Below are 18167 nucleotides of genomic sequence, written 5' to 3'. Positions count from 1 at the left end.
CGGAGCAGGACCGCTGCCACGGGGCGGACGGTGCGTCAGGCCTCCTCGGCCAGCTCCAGCCAGGCGAGCTCCAGCTCCTCCTTCTCCTCCTTGACCTTGCGCAGCTGGGCGTCCAGCTCCGCGACCTTGGAGAAGTCGGCGGCGTTCTCGGCGAGTTGGGTGTGCAGCTTGGACTCCTGCTGGTCCAGCTTGGCGATCTGCCGCTCCAGCTTCTGCATCTCCTTCTTCTGCGCCCGGGTGTCGCCGACCGGCTTGGCCGCCGCCACCGGCAGGGCCGGCGCCGACTGCTCCGCCATCCGGGCCCGCCGCTGCAGGTACTCGTCGATGCCGTTGGGGAGCATCCGCAGCCGCTTGTCGCCGAGCAGGGCGTGCACGGTGTCGGTGGTGCGCTCGATGAAGAAGCGGTCGTGGCTGATCACCACCATCGAGCCCGGCCAGCCGTCGAGCAGGTCCTCCAGCTGGTTGAGGGTCTCGATGTCCAGGTCGTTGGTGGGCTCGTCGAGGAACAGCACGTTCGGCTCGTCCATCAGCAGCCGCAGCAGCTGCAGCCGGCGCCGCTCACCGCCGGACAGGTCGCCGACCGGCGTCCACTGCTTGTCCTTGCCGAAGCCGAACTGCTCGCAGAGCTGACCGGCGCTCATCTCCCGGCCCTTGCCGAGGTCCACCCGGCCGCGGATCTGCTCCACCGCCTGCAGGACCCGGGTCGCCGGGTCCAGCTCGGCGATCTCCTGGGAGAGGTACGCCAGCCGGACGGTCTTGCCGACCTTGATCACACCGGACGCCGGCTGCACGTCGCCGTCGGTCGCGTACGCGGCCTGCATGGCCCGCAGCAGCGAGGTCTTGCCCGCGCCGTTGACGCCGAGCAGGCCGATCCGGTCACCGGGGCCGAGGTTGAAGGTGAGGTTCTCCAGCAGCAGCTTCGGACCGGCCTTGACGGTGACGTCCTCCAGCTCGAAGACCGTCCGGCCCAGGCGCGCGTTGGCGAACTTCATCAGCTCGCTCTTGTCGCGCGGCTCCGGGACGTCCGCGATCAGCGCGTTGGCCGCCTCGATCCGGTAGCGCGGCTTGGAGGTACGGGCCGGGGCGCCGCGGCGCAGCCAGGCCAGCTCCTTGCGGGCCAGGTTCTGCCGCTTCTGCTCCTCGGTGGCCTCGATCCGGGAGCGCTCGGCGCGGGCGAACACGTAGTCGGAGTAGCCGCCCTCGTACTCGCGCACCTCACCGCGCTGGACGTCCCACATCCGGGTGCAGACCTGGTCCAGGAACCACCGGTCGTGGGTGACGCAGACCAGTGCGGAGCGGCGGTTCTGCAGGTGCTGGGCGAGCCAGGCGATGCCCTCGACGTCCAGGTGGTTGGTGGGCTCGTCCAGCACGACCAGGTCGTGCTCGCCGAGCAGCAGCTTGGCCAGCGCGATCCGGCGGCGCTCGCCACCGGACAGCGGCGCGATCACGGTGTCCAGGCCGAGCTCGAAGCCGGGCAGGTCCAGGCCGCCGAACAGGCCCTGGATGATGTCCCGGATCCGGGAGTCGCCCAGCCACTCGTGGTCGGCCCGGCCGGCGATCACCTCCTGCCGGATGGTCGCCTTCGGGTCCAGCGAGTCGTGCTGGGTGAGCACCGCCATCTGCAGCCCGCCGGAGTGCGTGATCCGGCCGGAGTCGGGCTCCTCCAGCTTCGCCAGCAGCCGGATCAGCGTGGTCTTCCCGTCACCGTTGCGCCCGACGACACCGATCCGGTCCCCCTCGCTGACGCCCAGGCTGACCCCGTCCAGCAGGGCGCGGGTGCCGTAGACCTTGGTGACGGACTCGATGGTGGCGAGGTTGACGGCCACTGCTGCTGCGCTCCTGGGATCGACTGCACGCGGGGAGTGCCCCGACCTCCCCAGCCTAGTGGGCGGGCAACGGGACCCGGCCCGGTGCTCGGCGCGGTACCGTGCGAATGTCAGGCAGCGAACCGGACGGAGGACCGGCGCGACCGGGACGAGAAGCCGCGCGCCCACGCCGAGACCGGCGTCCCCGTGTACCTGCTGATCGACCGCGACAGCTGCGAGGTGCTGGTCTACAGCGAGCCCGAGGACGGCACGTTCGTCAGCCTGGTCCGCCGGCCGTTCGGCAAGACCGTCGCCCTGCCCGATCCGGTCGGGATCAGCCTGGACTCCGAGCCGTTCAAGGCCTGGGCGCGCTGACCGCCGCGCCCGGGATCGGGCCGTACGTCACGTGGGCGGCGCGGCAGGTGCCGGAGTCCGTCAGGGCGCGGGCGACGGCCGTGGCCGCCTCGGCGTCCTTGGCGAGGAAGGCGCAGGTCGGGCCGGAGCCGGAGACCAGGGCGGCCAGGGCGCCGGCCTCGGTGCCGGCCCGGAGGGTGTCCGCGAGCGAGGGCCGCAGCGAGAGGGCGGCGGCCTGGAGGTCGTTGGCCAGGGCCTCGGCGAGGGCGACCGGGTCGCCGTCCGCCAGGGCCGCGAGCAGTGCCGGGTCGGCGTCCGGGGTGGGCACCTCGGCCTCGGAGGAGCCGGTGCCGGCCTCGTCGCGCAGGCGGTCGCACTCGCGGAAGACGGCCGGGGTGGACAGGCCGCCGTCGGCGACCGCGAAGACCCAGTGGAAGGTGCCGCTCACCGGGAGGGCCTCCAGGATCTCGCCCCGGCCGCGTCCCAGCGCGACCCCGCCGACCAGCGCGAACGGCACGTCGGACCCCAGCTCGGCGGCCAGGTCGAGCAGCGTCTCGAACGGGGTGTCCAGAGCCCAGAGCTCGTCGCAGGCGACCAGGGCGGCGGCGCCGTCCGCACTTCCGCCGGCCATGCCGCCGGCCACCGGGATGGCCTTGGCGATGTGCAGGCTGACGTTGGCCTCGATGCCGTGGTGGGCGGCCAGCAGCCGGGCCGCGCGGGCGGCCAGGTTGGTGTCGTCCAGCGGCACCAGCGCGGCGTCGGGCCCGGAGCAGGTCAGGGTGACCCCCTCGCCGGGGGCGGCCGTCACCTCGTCGCCGAGCGCGACCGCGAAGAAGACGTTGGCCAGGTCGTGGAAGCCGTCGGCGCGCAGGCCGCCGACGCCCAGCTGGACGTTGACCTTGGCGGGGACCCGGACGTTGATCACTGTGCGTCGGCCTTCGGCTTGTGCTCGGCAATGGCGGCGAACTGCTCGACCGTCAGCATCTCGCCGCGCAGCCTGTGGTCGATCCCGGCCCCGGCGAGCGCCTGCTCGGCGGCGGCCGGCGAGCCGGCCCAGCCGGCCAGCGCGGCACGCAGCGTCTTGCGGCGCTGGGCGAAGGCCGCGTCGACCACCGCGAAGACCTCCTGGCGGGTGGCCGTGGTCTGCGGCGGCTGCCGGCGCACCAGCGAGACCAGGCCGGAGTCGACGTTCGGCGCGGGCCAGAAGACGTTGCGGCCGATCGCGCCGGAGCGCTTCACGTCCGCGTACCAGTTGGCCTTGACCGACGGCACCCCGTACACCTTGTTGCCGGGCTTGGCGGCGAGCCGGTCGGCGACCTCGGACTGCACCATCACCAGCGTGCGCTCGATGCTGGGGAAGGTGGCCAGCATGTGCAGCAGCACCGGGACGGCCACGTTGTACGGCAGGTTGGCGACCAGCGCGGTCGGCGCCGGGCCGGGCAGCTCGGTGACCTCCATCGCGTCACTGAGGACGAGGTCGAAGTCCTTGGCGCGGGCCGGCATCCGGGACTCGATGGTGGTCGGCAGGTGCCGGGCCAGCAGCGGGTCGATCTCCACCGCCGTGACGTGCGCCGCGACCTCCAGCAGGGCCAGGGTGAGCGAACCGAGCCCGGGCCCGACCTCCACCACCGCGTCCTCGGCGGTCACCCCGGCGGCCCGGACGATGCGCCGGACGGTGTTGCCGTCGATGACGAAGTTCTGCCCGCGCTGCTTGGTCGGCTTCACGCCCAGCGTGGCGGCCAGCTCCCGGATGTCGGAGGCGCCCAGGAGGTGGCTGTCAGGGGTGGGGTCGGTGGTGCTCACCCGCCAAGGATACGGGCGGGGCGGGGGCTCACAGTTCGACGACCTGCTTCAGGTCGATCTCGACCGGGTACGGCACCTCGGTCCGGAGCACACCCTCGTGCTGGGCGACCGGGAGGTAGACACCGCGATCCCCGTCACGGCGGAACTCATGGACGACGGGAAGGTTCGCATCGTCCCGCTCCACCCGCCAGTACGAGGGGACCCCGCTCTCGGCGTAGATCCCCGGCTTCCGGAATCGGTCGTCGCTCCGCGAGCCCTGGGAGACCACCTCGACGGCCAGTGCCACGGACTCGATCGGAAGGCACTCCAACTCGAAGATGTCGAGCCCGGTCTTGTCGAACACCGAGACGTCCGGCTTCACCGGGTTGTACTCGTCGACCAGGACACAGCGCTCGACGAGTACCTCGAAGGGCGTCACCAGAGCGGCGAGCAGCGCCCGCTCCAGCTTGGCCCGCACCAGGTCGTGCCAGAAGTTCGTCTGTCCCCGGACCACGATGACTCCGTCCACCAGATCCCATTCGAACGGCAGGTCGAGGTCCTTGACCTGCTCGTACGTCCAGCCCTGGGACGGCGGATGCATCCAGTCGATCGGCTCGGCGGTCATCGCCACCTCCCTCACTGCACTCATGCTAACCAGCGTGGCAGTGCCGCAGGAGTGCCGAATCGATCCTGCGGATGGGGACTTTCGTTCGATCGGCTCAGTACCCGAAGGCCCGCGCCGTGTTGGCCGCGATCGCGGTGGCCAGCTCGTCCTCGTGCAGCGACAGCGTGTCCGCCATCGACCGCAGGGTGACCGGGATCAGGTACGGCGCGTTGGGGCGGCCCCGGTACGGGTGCGGGGTGAGGTACGGCGCGTCGGTCTCGATCAGCACCCGGTCGAGCGGGGTGACGGCGAGTGCGTCCCGCAGTTCCTGGTTGGCCTTGAAGGTGACCGGCCCGGCGAAGGACAGGTACCAGCCCTGCTCGGCGCAGATCTTGGCCATCGCGGCGTCGCCGGAGTAGCAGTGGAAGACGGTGCGCTCGGGCGCGCCCTCGGCCAGCAGCAGCTCGATGACGTCCTCGTGGGCGTCCCGGTCGTGGATGACCAGCGCCTTGCCGTGCCGCTTGGCGATCTCGATGTGCCGGCGGAAGGACTCCTTCTGGATGTCCACCCCCTCCGGGCCGGTCCTGAAGTAGTCCAGCCCGGTCTCGCCGACGGCCTTGACCTGCGGCAGCGCCGCGAGCCGGTCGATCTCGGCGAGCGCCTCCTGCAGGGCGGTGTCGCCGCCCGCGCCGCGGTGCTGCCGGGACCAGCCGTCACCGTCGCCGAGGACCAGCCGGGGAGCCTCGTTGGGGTGCAGCGCCACGGCGGCGTGCACCTGCTCGAACTCCCCGGCGAGGTCGGCGGCCCACCGCGAACCGGCCACGTCGCAGCCCACCTGGACGACGGCGGTCACCCCGACCGAGGCGGCCTTCGCCAGGCCCTCGGCCGGGGTGCCGGACTGCATGTCCAGGTGGGTGTGCGAGTCGGCCACCGCCACCGCCAGCGGCTCGGGCAGCGGCGGCGGGGTGGACCGGTCTGCGTCCTTCTTCGCCATGTCAGGCAGCGGGCTTCTCTTCGAGGCGCGGGAACAGGATGTCGCCCTTGGTGACCTGCGACCCGGCGGGCAGCCGGCCCCAGTCGGCGACGGTGCCGATGGTCTGCTCGGCGAGCGCGCCCAGCGAGGCCTCGGCGCCGAGCGACTCCCAGAGCTTCTCGGAGGTCCGCGGCATCAGCGGGTTGAGCAGCACCGCGGTCGCCCGCAGCGCCTCGGCCGCCGTGTAGAGGATGGTGGCCAGCCTGGCCTGCCCCTCGGGGGAGGTGTCCTTGGCGACCTTCCAGGGCTCCTGCTCGGTCAGGTAGCCGTTGACCTGTTTGACGAACTCGAAGATCGCCGCGATGCCGCCGGCGAAGTCCAGGTCCTCACCGATCTTCTGGTCGGCGGTCCTCACGGCGGCGGCCAGGCCCTCGACGACGGCCTGCTCGGCGGCGCCGGCGGCGGTGGCCGCGGGCAGGGCCCCGTCGAAGTACTTGCCGACCATCGCGGCGACCCGGGAGGCCAGGTTGCCGTAGTCGTTGGCCAGCTCGGAGGTGTACCGGGCGGTGAAGTCCTCCCAGGAGAACGAGCCGTCGGTGCCGAACGGGATGGCCCGCAGGAAGTAGTAGCGGTAGGCGTCCACGCCGAAGTGCGAGGTGAGGTCCTGCGGCGCGATACCGGTGAGGTTGGACTTGCTCATCTTCTCGCCGCCGACCATCAGCCAGCCGTTGGCGACCACGCGCTTGGGCAGCGGCAGCCCGGCGGCCATCAGCATGGCGGGCCAGATCACCGCGTGGAAGCGCAGGATGTCCTTGCCGACCAGGTGCACCGAGGCCGGCCACAGCTCGGCGAAGCGCTCCGGGTCGCTGCCGTAGCCGGCGGCGGTGATGTAGTTCTGCAGGGCGTCCACCCACACGTACAGGACGTGCTTCTCGTCCCAGGGCAGCGGAACGCCCCAGTTGAAGGTGGAACGGGAGATCGAGAGGTCCTGCAGGCCCTGCTCGACGAAGCGCAGCACCTCGTTGCGGGCCGAGGCCGGCGCGATGAAGTCGGGGTTCTCGGCGTAGAACTCCAGCAGCTTCGGACCGTAGGCGGAGAGGCGGAAGAAGTAGTTCTCCTCCTCCAGCCACTCGACCGGCTTCTTGTGGATCGGGCAGAGCTTCTCGTCGTCGGTGGCGCCGGGCAGCAGCTCACCGGGGAGCTTGTACTCCTCGCAGCCGACGCAGTACGGGCCGGAGTAACCGCCCTTGTAGATCTCGCCCTTGTCGTGCAGGTCCTGGACGAACTCCTGCACGCGGTCGGTGTGCCGCTGCTGGGTGGTACGGATGAAGTCGTCGTTGGCGATGTCGAGGTGCTGCCAGAGCGGCTTCCAGGCCTCTTCGACCAGCTTGTCGCACCACTCCTGCGGGGAGACGCCGTTGGCCTCCGCGGTACGCAGGATCTTCTGCCCGTGCTCGTCGGTGCCGGTCAGGTACCAGGTCCGCTCGCCGCGCTGGCGGTGCCAGCGGGTGAGGACGTCGCCCGCCACCGTGGTGTACGCATGGCCCAGGTGCGGGCGGTCGTTCACGTAGTAGATCGGGGTCGTGACGTAGTACGCCGAGCGCCGGGCCTCGGTGGTGGTGTCGTCTGCAGTGGCCGCCATGGTCAGAAATCTTAGCCGCGCGAAGGAACCACCCTCGACCGGTCGGCCGGCGGGCGGTTCCCTCGGCGGCACCGTGGGTCAGGACCCCTGGTCGGTGTGGCGGGAGAAGAGCCCGAACCAGCGCCGCCGCGGCTCGGCCGCGGGTGCGGCGGCGGAGCCGGCGACCGGCGCGGCGGCCGGTCCGGCGTGGGTGGAGTAGCCGGGCGCGGTGTGCACCTGGTGGTCGGCGCTGGCGACCCGGCCCTCGCGCATGATCCGGACGGTGTGCCCGCCGCACCCCGGGCAGTTCGGCTGCCGCAGCGGGGACGGGACCCGCACGCCGTTGGCGCGGTACTCGAAGACGATGTGCCCGTCCTGGGCCACGTGGTGCTCGATGTCGTACGCCTGCTCCCAGCCGTAGCCACAGCTCAGGCACGCGAAGGAGTAGGCCTCCCGGACCGTCTCGACCGGCGTCTGCGGCCGGGTGGTCAGTCCGAGGCCGCTCGGTGCGTTCCCACTCAGAGGGCTACCGATCGTGTCGCTCATAGCCGTCTCCCAGTGCCCGCCGGGCGAGGCGCCCGGCTCGGGTCTTTCCATCTCAGGAAATGCCCGGACGGCCTCGCTCGCTACCCGGCTTGCCAAGTCTTGGGTCCGAATTGGCGAGCGTTGTACCAAGTCGCGGCCAAAGCTTCGCGCGTCGGGCGTTTACGAGGTGCTTCCCTCCAAAGTACGCGCCGATCCCGTGCCGGGCACCTGTATCGAGCTGGTGTTTTTCCCACGCGAACCGGGCTCGCTCCGTGCCCGCACCACGCCCGCGCAGCGCCCGCGCAGCGCCGGTCCGCCGCCCGCGCGCGGCCCGTCCGGCCGCCGGCTCAGCCGCTGTTCTTCGCCGCGACCACGGCGTCGAAGACCTCTCGCTTGGGCAGCCCGAGTTCGACGGCCACGGCCGCGATGGCCTCCTTGCGGCGTTCCCCGGCCTCTTCCCGAACGGCCACCCGGCGCGCCAGTTCTTCGGGGCCGAACTGTTCCGGGGCGGCCGGCGGGGCGCCCGCCACCACGACGGTGATCTCGCCGCGGACACCGTCCGCGGCCCAGGCGGCCAGCTCGGCGATCGGGCCGCGCTTGACCTCCTCGTAGGTCTTGGTGAGCTCGCGGCAGACGGCCGCCGGGCGCTCGGGGCCGAAGGCCTGCGCCATCGCGTCGAGCGTCTCGGCGATCCGGTGCGGGGCCTCGAAGAACACCATGGTGCGGGGCTCGGCCGCGACCTCGGCCAGCTGGCGGGAGCGGTCGCCGGCCTTGCGCGGCAGGAAGCCCTCGAAGGTGAAGCGGTCCACCGGGAGGCCGGACAGCGCCAGCGCGGTGAGCACCGCGGAGGGCCCGGGGACGGCGGTGACCTTGATGTCGGCGGCGACCGCCGCGGCCACCAGCCGGTAGCCGGGGTCGGAGACCGAGGGCATCCCCGCGTCCGTCACCAGCAGCACCCGGGCGCCGCCGAGCAGCGCCTCGACCAGCTCCGGGGTGCGGGCCACCTCGTTGCCCTCGAAGTAGGAGACCACCCGCCCGGCGGGCGTCACCCCGAGCGCCTGGGTCAGCCGGCGCAGCCGCCGGGTGTCCTCGGCCGCGATCACGTCGGCCGAGGCGAGCTCGGTGAGCAGCCGGGGCGGCGCGTCCGCGACGTCGCCGATGGGGGTGCCCGCAAGTACCAGTACGCCTGTCACCCCGCCATCCTCCCAGGCCGCGGGGGGCCCGCGGACCGCGACGGGGTTCCCGGCGCCGCGGCGGCGGGAGCGGCGGCGGGGCCGTTTGCGGCGCGGACGGCGAATTGCTGACGAACCGGGCAACTGCGGAGGGAGGGGTACCGCTCTCACCCGTCGCCCCTACGATGTGGCGCGTGAGCGGCGACATCGCACCCCGGACGCCCATTGGCGTAGACCACCCCGAGCAGACCGGCGTGGCCCTGCTCGACACGGCCAAGGTCCCGGCCCCGCGTGCGGCGGCCGGCTCCGCCTGGGCGCGGCGACTGGCCGGGTACGGCTACCGCGCCCCGGAGCTCCCGGAAGCGGCCGAGCGGCTGGTGCCGCCGATGCCGGACGGCCCGGGGGTGACCCCGCGGCTGGTGCCGCCCTCGCCGGTCCTGCTGCGGCTGGGGGTGCGACTGCCGGACGGCCTGTGGTCCTGGCTGTGCCGCTGGGCGGGGTGGCTGGGGCCGCTGGCGGTGGCGCTGTTCGGCGGGGTGCTGCGGTTCGCCGGGCTGGGCACGCCGAACGCGTTGATCTTCGACGAGACGTACTACGCCAAGGACGCGTACGCGCTCTGGCAGGGCGGCTACGAGACCAGCTGGGCCGACGACGCCAACGCCCAGATCATGGCGCCGCACCAGACCATCCCGTACCGGACCGACCCGGCGTACATCGTGCATCCGCCGGTCGGGAAGTGGATCATCGGGCTCGGCGAGCAGCTGTTCGGCATGCACCCGTTCGGGTGGCGGTTCATGGTGGCCGTCCTCGGCACGCTGTCGATCCTGATGATCGCCAGGATCGGCCGGCGGCTGTTCCGCTCGACCCTGCTGGGCTGCGTGGCCGGGCTGCTGCTGTCGGTGGACGGCCTGCACTTCGTGCTCAGCCGCTCCGCGCTGCTGGACCTGGTGGTGATGTTCTGGGGCCTGGCGGCCTTCGGCTTCCTGCTGCTGGACCGGGACCGCACCCGGGCGGTGATCGCCCGCCGGCTGGTCGACCGTCCGAACGGGAACTGGCTCGTCACCGGATGGCGCCCCTACCGGCTGGCCGCCGCGGTCAGCCTGGGGCTGATGACCGCGACCAAGTGGAGCGGCCTGTACGTCCTGGTCGCCTTCTGCCTGCTGAGCGTGGCCTGGGACATGGGCGCCCGCAAGCTCGCCGGCAGCCGCAACTGGGCGGCCTTCGGTCTGTGGGACGCGCTGGTCGCCGGCCCGCTGATGCTGGTGATCACGGTCGGGGTGTACCTCGTCTCGTGGACCGGCTGGTTCATGAGCAGCACCGAGCCCGGCAAGGGCGGCTACGCCCGGGACTGGGCGATGCACCAGCCGCACGTCCTGCCGGACCACCTGCTCGGCCTGCCGATGCCGCAGTTCGAGGCGCTGCGCAGCCTGTGGCACTACCACGCCACCATGTACGACTTCCACGTCGGACTGACCAGCCCGCACACCTACCAGTCGAACCCGTGGAGCTGGCTGCTGGTCGGCCGGCCGGTGTCGTTCTTCTACGAGTCGCCCAAGTCCGGCGAGTCCGGCTGCACCGCCAACGAGTGCGCCCGCGAGGTGCTGGCGATCGGGACGCCGCTGCTGTGGTGGGCCGGTGTGGTGGCCCTGGCGTACTGCCTGTACCGCTGGCTGGCCCGGCGGGACTGGCGGGCCGGGGCGGTGCTCTGCGGGCTGGCCGCGAGCTACCTGCCGTGGCTGTACTACCAGGAGCGGACGATCTTCCTCTTCTACGCGGTGGCCTTCGCACCGTTCGTGGTGCTGGCCGTCACGATGATGATCGGCGCGATAGTCGGGCCGGTGACGGCCTCGCGCGACCGGCGGCTGGTCGGCGGCGCCGCGGCCGGTCTGCTGATTTTCGCGGTGATGTGGAACTTTCTGTACTTCTACCCGCTGTATACGGGACAGATGATTCCGATGGACGACTGGCGGGGCCGGATGTGGTTCACCAGTTGGATCTGACGCCTGGTACGTAGCAGATGTGTCACAAGTGACGATTGTGTTGTGAGTGCACGCAAGGCGGCCGCGTACCGTGTCAGGGCCGATCCATCGGCCTGACCACACGGGGGACGCACATCATGAACAAGGGCGCCAAGATCGGGATCAGTACGGTCGCCGTCGCCATGCTGGCGGTGGCCGGCTACGGGGCCTACAACATCGCGACCGCGGTGACCGGCGGCGACACGTCGAAGTCGGACAAGCCCCGCACGGTGGTCGCCGAGGCGCCCGGTGCCGACCAGGCCGCAGCGGGGGCCAAGGCCTTTCTGGAGGCCTGGGCCAAGGGCGACCTGGAGGCCGCCGGCGCCCTGACGGACACCCCCCAGACCGCGATCGCCTCCCTGACGGCCTTCCGGCAGAAGGTGAACCCGAGCGGGATCACCCTCACCCCCGGCGGTCCGGCGGCCGCGCCCGCCGCCTCCGGCGCGCCCACCACCGGCACGAGCCCGAGCGCCGCGGCGAGCCCGCCGCCCGCCAACCAGGTGCCGCTGTCCTTCAAGGCCAAGGTGGAGTTCGCCCAGACCGGCACCGCCTGGACGTACGACGGCGTGCTCGGCATGGTGAAGATGAGCGACGGCAAGGCCGCCGTGCACTGGACGCCGTCCGTGATCCACCCCAAGCTCGGCCCGGGCGAGTCGATCGCGGTCAAGCCGGTCACCGCGACGACGAACTCCGTGGCCGACCGCAAGGGCCGGCCGCTGACCTCGGCCTCGATCACCCCGCTGCTCACCCAGATCAAGGCACCCGCCCCCGAGGGCGCGGCCGAGACCGGTACGGCCGTGGTGATCAGCGACGACGCCGGCAAGGCCAAGCCCGAGACGGTCTTCTCCATCGTCGACCCGAAGCCCGCTCCCCCGCTGAAGCTCACCATCGACGCCGACCTCCAGAAGGCCGCCGAGGCCGCGGTGCAGGAGGCATCGAAGGGCGGCACCCTGAAGGCCTCGATCGTGGCCGTCGAGCCCAGCACCGGCAACATCCTGGCCGTCGCCAACGCCCCGGCCACCGGGCAGAACCGGGCCTTCCTGGGGTCCATCGCCCCCGGCTCCACCATGAAGATCATCACCTCGGCGGCGCTGATGGAGGCCGGGGTCACCCCGGACACCCCGGTGGCCTGCCCGGACGGCACCAACGTGGGCGGCCGCGACTTCGCGAACGACTTCAAGGAGCCGCACCTCGACTACAAGTTCCGCCAGGACTTCGCCCAGTCCTGCAACACGGCCTTCATCAACGAGGGCAACGCCCGGCTGAAGAACGACACCCTGCCGAGCATGGCCAAGGACGTCTTCGGCCTCGGGCTGGTCTGGCAGACCGGCCTGTCCAACTTCGACACCGCCGTGCCGGCGCCGACCGGCGCGACCGACAAGGTGTCGGAGTTCATCGGCCAGGGCCGGATCCAGACCAACTCGCTGGCGATGGCCTCGGTCGCGGCCACCGTCCAGAACGGCACCTTCCGCCAGCCGATCCTGGTCGCCGGGCTGCCGCAGGCGGCGGCCAAGCGCCAGCTGTCCGGCGAGGTGCTCTCCGGGCTGCGGACCGTGATGAACGAGACCGTGCGCACCGGCACCGCCGCGAAGCTGATGTCCGGCATGGCCGCCGGCTCCGGCGCCAAGACCGGCACCGCCGAGGTCGGCAACCAGGCCGCCAGCAACAGCTGGTTCACCGCCTTCCGGGGCAACCTCGCCGTCGCCGCCGAGGTCGAGAGCGGTGGGCACGGTGCGGACGCCGCCGGCCCGGCCGCCGTCAAGCTGCTCCAGCTCGGGAACGGCTGACCGATCGACGCGGCCGCGCATCGCGGCGGCCGCGCGGTTCAGGCCGCCGCGAGGACGGCCGGGGCGGGCTCCCGGCCGTCCTCGATCCGCCAGCTCCAGCTGCGGGTGGCGAGCCGGGGCCACAGCACCAGCACGGCGGGCAGCGCCAGGTACCCGAAGCGGCCGGCCGGGGCGAGCATGAACGCCACGGCGAGCCCCGCGGCCAGCAGGTCGCAGGCGGCGACCGCCGAGGTCGGGGGGTAGGCGAGCAGCCAGAGCGCGATGGCCAGGCCGGCCAGGCAGAGCAGGGTGAGCGAGATGGTGTGCCCGGTCGGGCCGAGCCCGGCCAGGATCTTGCCGGGCAGCGGGCTGCCGGCCGGGGTGTGCACGGCCGTCAACCCGAGCGGGAAGCGGACCACCTGTTCGCGCAGCGCCGTCGCCGAGCTCAGCGCGACCGGCAGGATCACCGCGGCGCTGACCGAGAGGGAGACCGCGGCGGCCCGGGCGGCGGGCCGGCGGCCGTGCAGCCGCCAGATCAGCAGCAGGGCCACCGGCAGCGCCGGCCAGGCCGTCCACTTGAGGGTGCAGGCGAGCGCGAGCACCAGCCCGGCGGAGACCGGGCGTCCGCGGGCCGCGAGGGCCATCGCCAGGCAGCAGACACCGATCAGCGGCAGGTCGACCCCGCCGACGGCGAGGGCCAGGGCGATCAGCGGTGACGCGGTGAGCGCGGCGAGCGGCAGCAGCGGGGCGCGGCCCGGCGTCGCCGGGCGCAGCAGGCGCCAGCAGGCCAGCAGGCAGACCAGCAGGGTGAGCGCGAACCAGATCCGGGCGTCGCCGAGCACCTGGGTGAAGGGGTTGGCGTTGCCCAGGGCCGCCCGGGGCAGTCCGAACAGGGCCATCGCCGGCAGGTAGGGGTTGTAGTCGGAGACCACGACCGGGTCGGCCAGGTACGGGCTGCCGGTGTGCAGCAGCAGCCGGGCGGAGCGCTCGACCACCATCACCTCGGACTGGTGCCGGCCCTTGAGCGCGAGCAGGATCAGCGGGGTGAGCACGGCGCCGACCAGCGCGACCAGGGCTGCGGCCCGGGGGCCCCAGCGCGGCGGCAGGGTGAGGCACAGGACGGCGGCGAGGGCGTAGGTCGGGGCGGCGACGGTGCCCCAGAAGACCTGGTTCGGCAGGTCGGAGACGAGCGGGAACGCCCCGGCCCAGCCCGCGGCGACCGCGCAGCCGAGCGCCTGGACGCCCTGACGCCCGACCCAGCCTCCCGGCCCTCGGCCGGCCGGACCGCGCTGTCGGGGGACCCGGCCGTCGCCGCCCCGCCCGGGCGGGCCGTGCACGGCGCAGCTGGCCTGCTCTGCGGAGAACGGCGGACGTGTGCTCACCATGTCAGGAAGATTAGGCCGTCGAGTGTGCGGTGTCCCCGCACTCGGCGCGCTTGTTCTGTGGAGCTTCGGCCCGGACCGGGGCGGACGGCGGTCGCCGACCGCCCCGGACCTGGTCAGTTGTCCCCGGTCGGGTCCGGGTCCGCCGTGGTCTCGGCGAGCCGCGAGTGCTTGACGCTGTAGCCGAGGTAAACGACCGCGGCCACCGCCAGCGCGCCGCCGAACGCGGACAGCTGCCAGAGGCCGATCGAGCGGCGCAGGTGGATTCCGGAGCGGCCGCCGCCCTCCGGCGCCCCGGTGGGCAGCGGCTCGCGGCCCTCGCTCTCGGCCAGCAGGGCGGCGACGGGCTTGCGTCTGAGGACTTGCCGGCCAAGGTCGGTGGTGCTGGCCAAAGCGCGGCCTTTCTGGGCGGGGTCGAGGGTGTTCGCACGGCTGGTCACCTGACGGGCCGTGGAGTGCCATTCGGGACCAACCGAACAAAGATGGGACAGTACCCCGCGAATGCACCAGTGGCGCAAACGGTACGCGCCGAGGTCCACCTTGTACGGATCGTCACATACGGGCCGACAATTCAGACATATCGCGCACGCCCGGCCGGTGGCGGCTCAGCAGGTGGCGGCCCTGCTCGGCGGCTTGACCGTCGACGGCTCGGCGGTCAGCGGCCGTTCAGCACCGCCTGCATGACCGACCTGGCGATCGGCGCCGCCAGACCGCCGCCCGTGACGTCGGTGGCGTCGCTGTCGGCGATCACCACGGCCACGGCAACCGGCGGTACGTCGTCCGAGCCGTTCGGCCGGGCCCAGGAGATGAACCAGGCGAACGGCGTGCCGGAGTTGCCGACCCCGTGCTGGGCGGTGCCGGTCTTGCCGCCGACGGTGGCCCCGGGGATCCGGGCGTTGCGGCCGGTGCCGTTCTCCACCACGTCGGTCATCAGCCGCTGCACCTGGCCGGCCACCGCGGAGCTCAGCGCCTCCTTGTAGACGACCGGTTCCATGACCTGGACGGAGCTGCCGTCGCTCTTCGTCAGCTTGTCCACAAGCTGTGGATACATCACCCGCCCGCCGTTGGCGACACCCGCCGCGACCATCGCCATCACCAGCGGGGTCGCGGCGGTGTCGTACTGGCCGATCGAGGAGAGCGCGAGCTGGGACCGGTTCATGACGGTGTCGAAGTTGCTCCGTGCGGCGCGCACCGGGACGTCCAGCTCGGCGTCGTTGAAGCCGAACCTCTCCGCCATCGACACCATCCCCTCCAGCCCCACCTGCACCCCGAGATAGCCCAGCACGCTGTTGCAGGAGAGCACCATCGCGGTGTCCAGCGACAGGTTCGGCCGGTCGCACGCGGAGGTGTCGTTGACCAGCTCCGTGGTGGTGCCCGGCAGCACGTACGGCGAGGGCGCGCCGGTCGGCGCGTTGATGTCGTCGACCACCCCGGCCGTCAGCGCGGCCGCCGCGGTGACCACCTTGAAGGTGGAACCGGGCGGGTAGGTCTGGCGCAGCGCCCGGTTCAGCATCGGCTGGTCGGTGTCGGCCTGCAGTCGGTCCCAGGCCTGCCGGTCGACGGTGCCCGACCCGGCGAAGCCGCCCGGGTCGTACGAGGGCGTGCTGGCCAGCGCCAGGATCCGGCCGGTGGCCGGCTCCAGTGCGACGACCGCGCCCTGCTGGCGGCCGAGCCCCTTGAGCGCCGCCTGCTGGGCCGCCGGGTCGATGGTGGTGTGGACGTCGCCGCCCGGGTTCTGCCTGCGGGCGACCGTGTCCCAGACCGCCCAGCTCGCGAGCCGGCTGTCGGTGCCGGAGAGCAGGTCGTCGTAGACCCCTTCGAGCTGGGTGTTGCCGTAGGTCTGCGAGGAGAAGCCGGTGACGGCGGCGTACCGGGAACCGTCGGTGTAGGTGCGCTTGTAGTCGTACCGGCCGCCGGTCGGCTCGGAGCCGGTGACGGGCTCGCCCCCCACCAGGATGTTGCCGCGCGGCTGGTCGTAGCGCTGGATGGTGAGCCGCTGGTTGGCCGCGTTGTGGTCCAGCTCGTGCTTCTGGAAGACCTGCACCCGGGTCGCCTGCACGGCGAGCGCCACGATCAGCAGCACGCAGAAGGTGCCGGCCCGGCGGCCGGTGGTGGAGATGCCCGGCAGGCCCTGCGGTCCGCCCGAGGAGTCGCCCTTCGCCCGGTGGTGACGGCGCATCAGACCTCCTCGGCCGGCAGCGGGCGGCGGGCCACGTCGCTCATCCGGACCAGCAGCGCGATGATGATCCAGTTGGTCACCACGGACGAGCCGCCCTGCGCGATGAACGGCAGTGTCATCCCGGTCAGCGGGATCAGGTCGAGCACCCCGCCGGCCACCACGAAGACCTGCAGGCCGACGATGGCGGCCAGCCCGATCGCGAGCAGCCGGCCGAACGGGTCGCGCAGCGCGATACCGGTCCTGAAGCCCCGGGAGATCAGCAGGGCGTAGAGCAGGAACAGTGCCATCAGGCCGGCCAGTCCCAGCTCCTCCCCGATGGTGGCCAGGATGAAGTCCGACTTGGCCGCGAAGCCGATCAGGATCGACCGGCCGAGACCGAGGCCGGTGCCGAGCAGCCCGCCCCAGGCGAACGCGAACAGCGACTGGGCGATCTGGTTGGGTCCCCGGCCCGCCGCGATCGAGCCGAGCGGGTCCAGCCAGTCGGTCACCCGGCCGTGCACGTGCGGGGACAGCCAGCCGACGCCGACGGCCCCGACCGCGGCCAGGAAGAGCCCGATGGCGATCCATCCGGTACGGGCGGTGGCCACGTACAGCATCACCACGAACAGGCCGAAGAACAGCAGCGAGGTGCCGAGGTCGGTCTCCAGCACCAGCACGCCGACGAAGGCCGCCCAGATCAGCAGCACCGGGCCCAGCACCCGGCCGCGCGGCAGCTGGAACCACAGCACCTTGCGGCCGGTCAGGGCGAGCGCGTCCCGGTGCACGGCCAGGTAGGCGGCGAAGAAGATCGCCAGCAGGATCTTGGCGAACTCGCCCGGCTGGAAGGAGAGCGGTCCGATCGTGATCCAGATCCGGGAGCCGTACACCGGCGGGAAGGCGATCGGCAGGACCAGCAGCACCAGCGCGACCAGCGCGCCGATGTAGGCGTAGCGCTGCAGGATCCGATGGTCGCGCAGCAGCAGCACGACGGCGATGAACAGGCCCACCCCGAGGGTGGACCAGAGCAGTTGGGTGGGGGCCGCCGAACTCCTCGGCGTGGCCCGGTCCAGCCGGTAGATGACGACCAGTCCGATGCCGTTGAGCAGGATCGCGATCGGCAGCAGCAGCGGATCCGCGTACGGGGCCTTCCAGCGCACCGCGGCGTGCGCCAGCAGGGCGAGCACCCCCAGCGCGACGCCGTAGCCGGCCACGTCCGCGGGCGCGCTGCCGTCGATGTTCACCCCGACCTCGATGTAGCCGAAGACGGAGATCAGCACCGCCGCGACCAGCAGGGCGAGTTCGGTGTTGCGTCGGGTCCGGACCGGCGGCCCGGAGGGGACGTCGGCCCGGACGGTCGCTGAGGGTGTGGCCACGGGCGTCCTGTCCGGCGGCGGGATACGGAGCGGGGCGGACGGGCATCGGCCCCGTCCGCCCCGGACGACGGCTCGGCTCAGAGGGCCGTGCCCTGCGCCGCCTTGGCGGCCTCGCGCAGGTGTTCCTCCTCCTCGGTGGTCAGCGAGGTCTGGATGATCCGGCCGCCGAAGCGGGCCAGCGCCGGGACGACCTTGTCCGCGGTGGCCTTGCGGACCAGCAGGAAGACCGCGGCGCTGCCCGGCTCCAGGTTCTGCCCGACCTGCCGCATGAAGTTGTCGTCCACCCCGACGTCCGTCGAGGCGCCGACCGCCGCCCCGGTGGCGCCGCCGATCGCCGCACCCAGGAACGGCATGAAGAACAGCAGCCCGATCACCCCGCCCCACAGCGCACCCGAGGCGGCACCCGCGCCGGTGGTGGAGACCGCCTGGTGCAGCTTGATCCTCCCGTCGTCGCGGCGTTCCACCACGACGATGTCCTCCAGCTCGATCAGCCGCTGCTTCTGCAGGCCGATCGCCTCCTCGCGGACCTGCTGGGCGGTGGCGAGGTCCGGGTAGGCGATCGCGAAGAGGTTGCTCACGGGGGTGGTCCTTTCCACGGCTGCGCGTACGGGTCCGGCTCTCCGAGCACCCTAAC

16 protein-coding genes are annotated in these 18167 nt (G+C 72.4%); 3 read left to right on the top strand and 13 right to left on the bottom strand.

Going from position 1 to position 18167, the window contains the following annotated elements; all coding sequences use genetic code 11:
• Nucleotides 1–35 precede the first annotated feature (35 nt).
• Entirely contained in the window at nt 36–1826 is a 1791-nt protein-coding gene (locus OG871_RS22415; protein WP_371498761.1) for an ABC-F family ATP-binding cassette domain-containing protein, read from the bottom strand.
• Nucleotides 1827–1910: 84 nt separating this feature from the next.
• Between OG871_RS22415 and OG871_RS22410 the strand changes: the two genes are divergently transcribed.
• Nucleotides 1911–2180 (top strand): Uma2 family endonuclease, encoded by a 270-nt coding sequence (locus OG871_RS22410; RefSeq protein WP_371498760.1) that lies wholly within the window; start codon nt 1911–1913, stop codon nt 2178–2180.
• Here OG871_RS22410 and OG871_RS22405 read toward each other — a convergent pair.
• The 7 genes from OG871_RS22405 to rsmI all read right to left on the bottom strand — a co-directional run bounded on the left by OG871_RS22405 (nt 2161) and on the right by rsmI (nt 8857).
• Nucleotides 2161–3084 (bottom strand): 4-(cytidine 5'-diphospho)-2-C-methyl-D-erythritol kinase, encoded by a 924-nt coding sequence (locus tag OG871_RS22405; RefSeq protein ID WP_371498759.1) that lies wholly within the window; start codon nt 3082–3084, stop codon nt 2161–2163. The genes OG871_RS22410 and OG871_RS22405 overlap by 20 nt on opposite strands.
• Complete coding sequence (rsmA, locus tag OG871_RS22400) at nt 3081–3962, bottom strand: 16S rRNA (adenine(1518)-N(6)/adenine(1519)-N(6))-dimethyltransferase RsmA (RefSeq protein WP_371498758.1); 882 nt, start codon at nt 3960–3962, stop codon at nt 3081–3083. Before rsmA ends, OG871_RS22405 begins: the two co-directional genes overlap by 4 nt.
• A gap of 28 nt (nt 3963–3990) precedes the next feature.
• The gene (locus tag OG871_RS22395; protein WP_371498757.1) at nt 3991–4590 is read right to left on the bottom strand and encodes a Uma2 family endonuclease; all 600 of its coding nucleotides are present in this window, start codon (nt 4588–4590) and stop codon (nt 3991–3993) included.
• A 70-nt stretch (nt 4591–4660) separates the two neighbouring features.
• A complete protein-coding gene (locus OG871_RS22390; RefSeq protein ID WP_371498756.1) occupies nt 4661–5539 on the bottom strand; it encodes a TatD family hydrolase in 879 nt (292 codons plus the stop codon).
• Between the two features lies 1 nt (nt 5540).
• A complete protein-coding gene (gene metG, locus OG871_RS22385) occupies nt 5541–7160 on the bottom strand; it encodes a methionine--tRNA ligase (protein WP_371498755.1) in 1620 nt (539 codons plus the stop codon).
• A gap of 78 nt (nt 7161–7238) precedes the next feature.
• The gene (locus OG871_RS22380; protein ID WP_371498754.1) at nt 7239–7685 is read right to left on the bottom strand and encodes a hypothetical protein; all 447 of its coding nucleotides are present in this window, start codon (nt 7683–7685) and stop codon (nt 7239–7241) included.
• A gap of 326 nt (nt 7686–8011) precedes the next feature.
• Nucleotides 8012–8857, bottom strand: coding sequence for a 16S rRNA (cytidine(1402)-2'-O)-methyltransferase (gene rsmI / locus OG871_RS22375; RefSeq protein WP_371498753.1), 846 nt, complete (start codon nt 8855–8857; stop codon nt 8012–8014).
• Between the two features lie 164 nt (nt 8858–9021).
• Between rsmI and OG871_RS22370 the strand changes: the two genes are divergently transcribed.
• Both OG871_RS22370 and OG871_RS22365 read left to right on the top strand, forming a co-directional pair.
• Nucleotides 9022–10836: a dolichyl-phosphate-mannose--protein mannosyltransferase gene (locus OG871_RS22370; RefSeq protein ID WP_371498752.1), complete on the top strand. Its 1815-nt coding sequence runs from the start codon at nt 9022–9024 to the stop codon at nt 10834–10836.
• A 116-nt stretch (nt 10837–10952) separates the two neighbouring features.
• Nucleotides 10953–12641, top strand: a complete 1689-nt coding sequence (locus OG871_RS22365; protein WP_371498751.1) for a penicillin-binding transpeptidase domain-containing protein — start codon at nt 10953–10955, stop codon at nt 12639–12641.
• 38 nt (nt 12642–12679) lie between these two features.
• On the opposite strand, the gene OG871_RS22360 is transcribed toward OG871_RS22365, so the two are convergent.
• The 5 genes from OG871_RS22360 to OG871_RS22340 all read right to left on the bottom strand — a co-directional run bounded on the left by OG871_RS22360 (nt 12680) and on the right by OG871_RS22340 (nt 18111).
• Nucleotides 12680–14005 (bottom strand): glycosyltransferase 87 family protein, encoded by a 1326-nt coding sequence (locus OG871_RS22360; RefSeq protein WP_371498750.1) that lies wholly within the window; start codon nt 14003–14005, stop codon nt 12680–12682.
• Between the two features lie 113 nt (nt 14006–14118).
• Nucleotides 14119–14442: a hypothetical protein gene (locus OG871_RS22355; RefSeq protein ID WP_371498749.1), complete on the bottom strand. Its 324-nt coding sequence runs from the start codon at nt 14440–14442 to the stop codon at nt 14119–14121.
• A 215-nt stretch (nt 14443–14657) separates the two neighbouring features.
• A complete protein-coding gene (locus tag OG871_RS22350) occupies nt 14658–16181 on the bottom strand; it encodes a penicillin-binding transpeptidase domain-containing protein (RefSeq protein WP_371498748.1) in 1524 nt (507 codons plus the stop codon).
• A complete protein-coding gene (locus OG871_RS22345; RefSeq protein ID WP_371498747.1) occupies nt 16181–17533 on the bottom strand; it encodes an FtsW/RodA/SpoVE family cell cycle protein in 1353 nt (450 codons plus the stop codon). The genes OG871_RS22350 and OG871_RS22345 overlap by 1 nt, the downstream gene beginning before the upstream one ends.
• Before the next feature lie 77 nt (nt 17534–17610).
• Nucleotides 17611–18111: a DUF1269 domain-containing protein gene (locus OG871_RS22340; RefSeq protein WP_371498746.1), complete on the bottom strand. Its 501-nt coding sequence runs from the start codon at nt 18109–18111 to the stop codon at nt 17611–17613.
• Nucleotides 18112–18167 lie beyond the last annotated feature (56 nt).

The organism is Kitasatospora sp. NBC_00374, from assembly GCF_041434935.1.
GTDB lineage: Bacteria > Actinomycetota > Actinomycetes > Streptomycetales > Streptomycetaceae > Kitasatospora.
The sequence above is the reverse complement of the archived record's forward strand: the minus strand, read 5'-3'. Positions and strand labels throughout refer to the sequence as shown.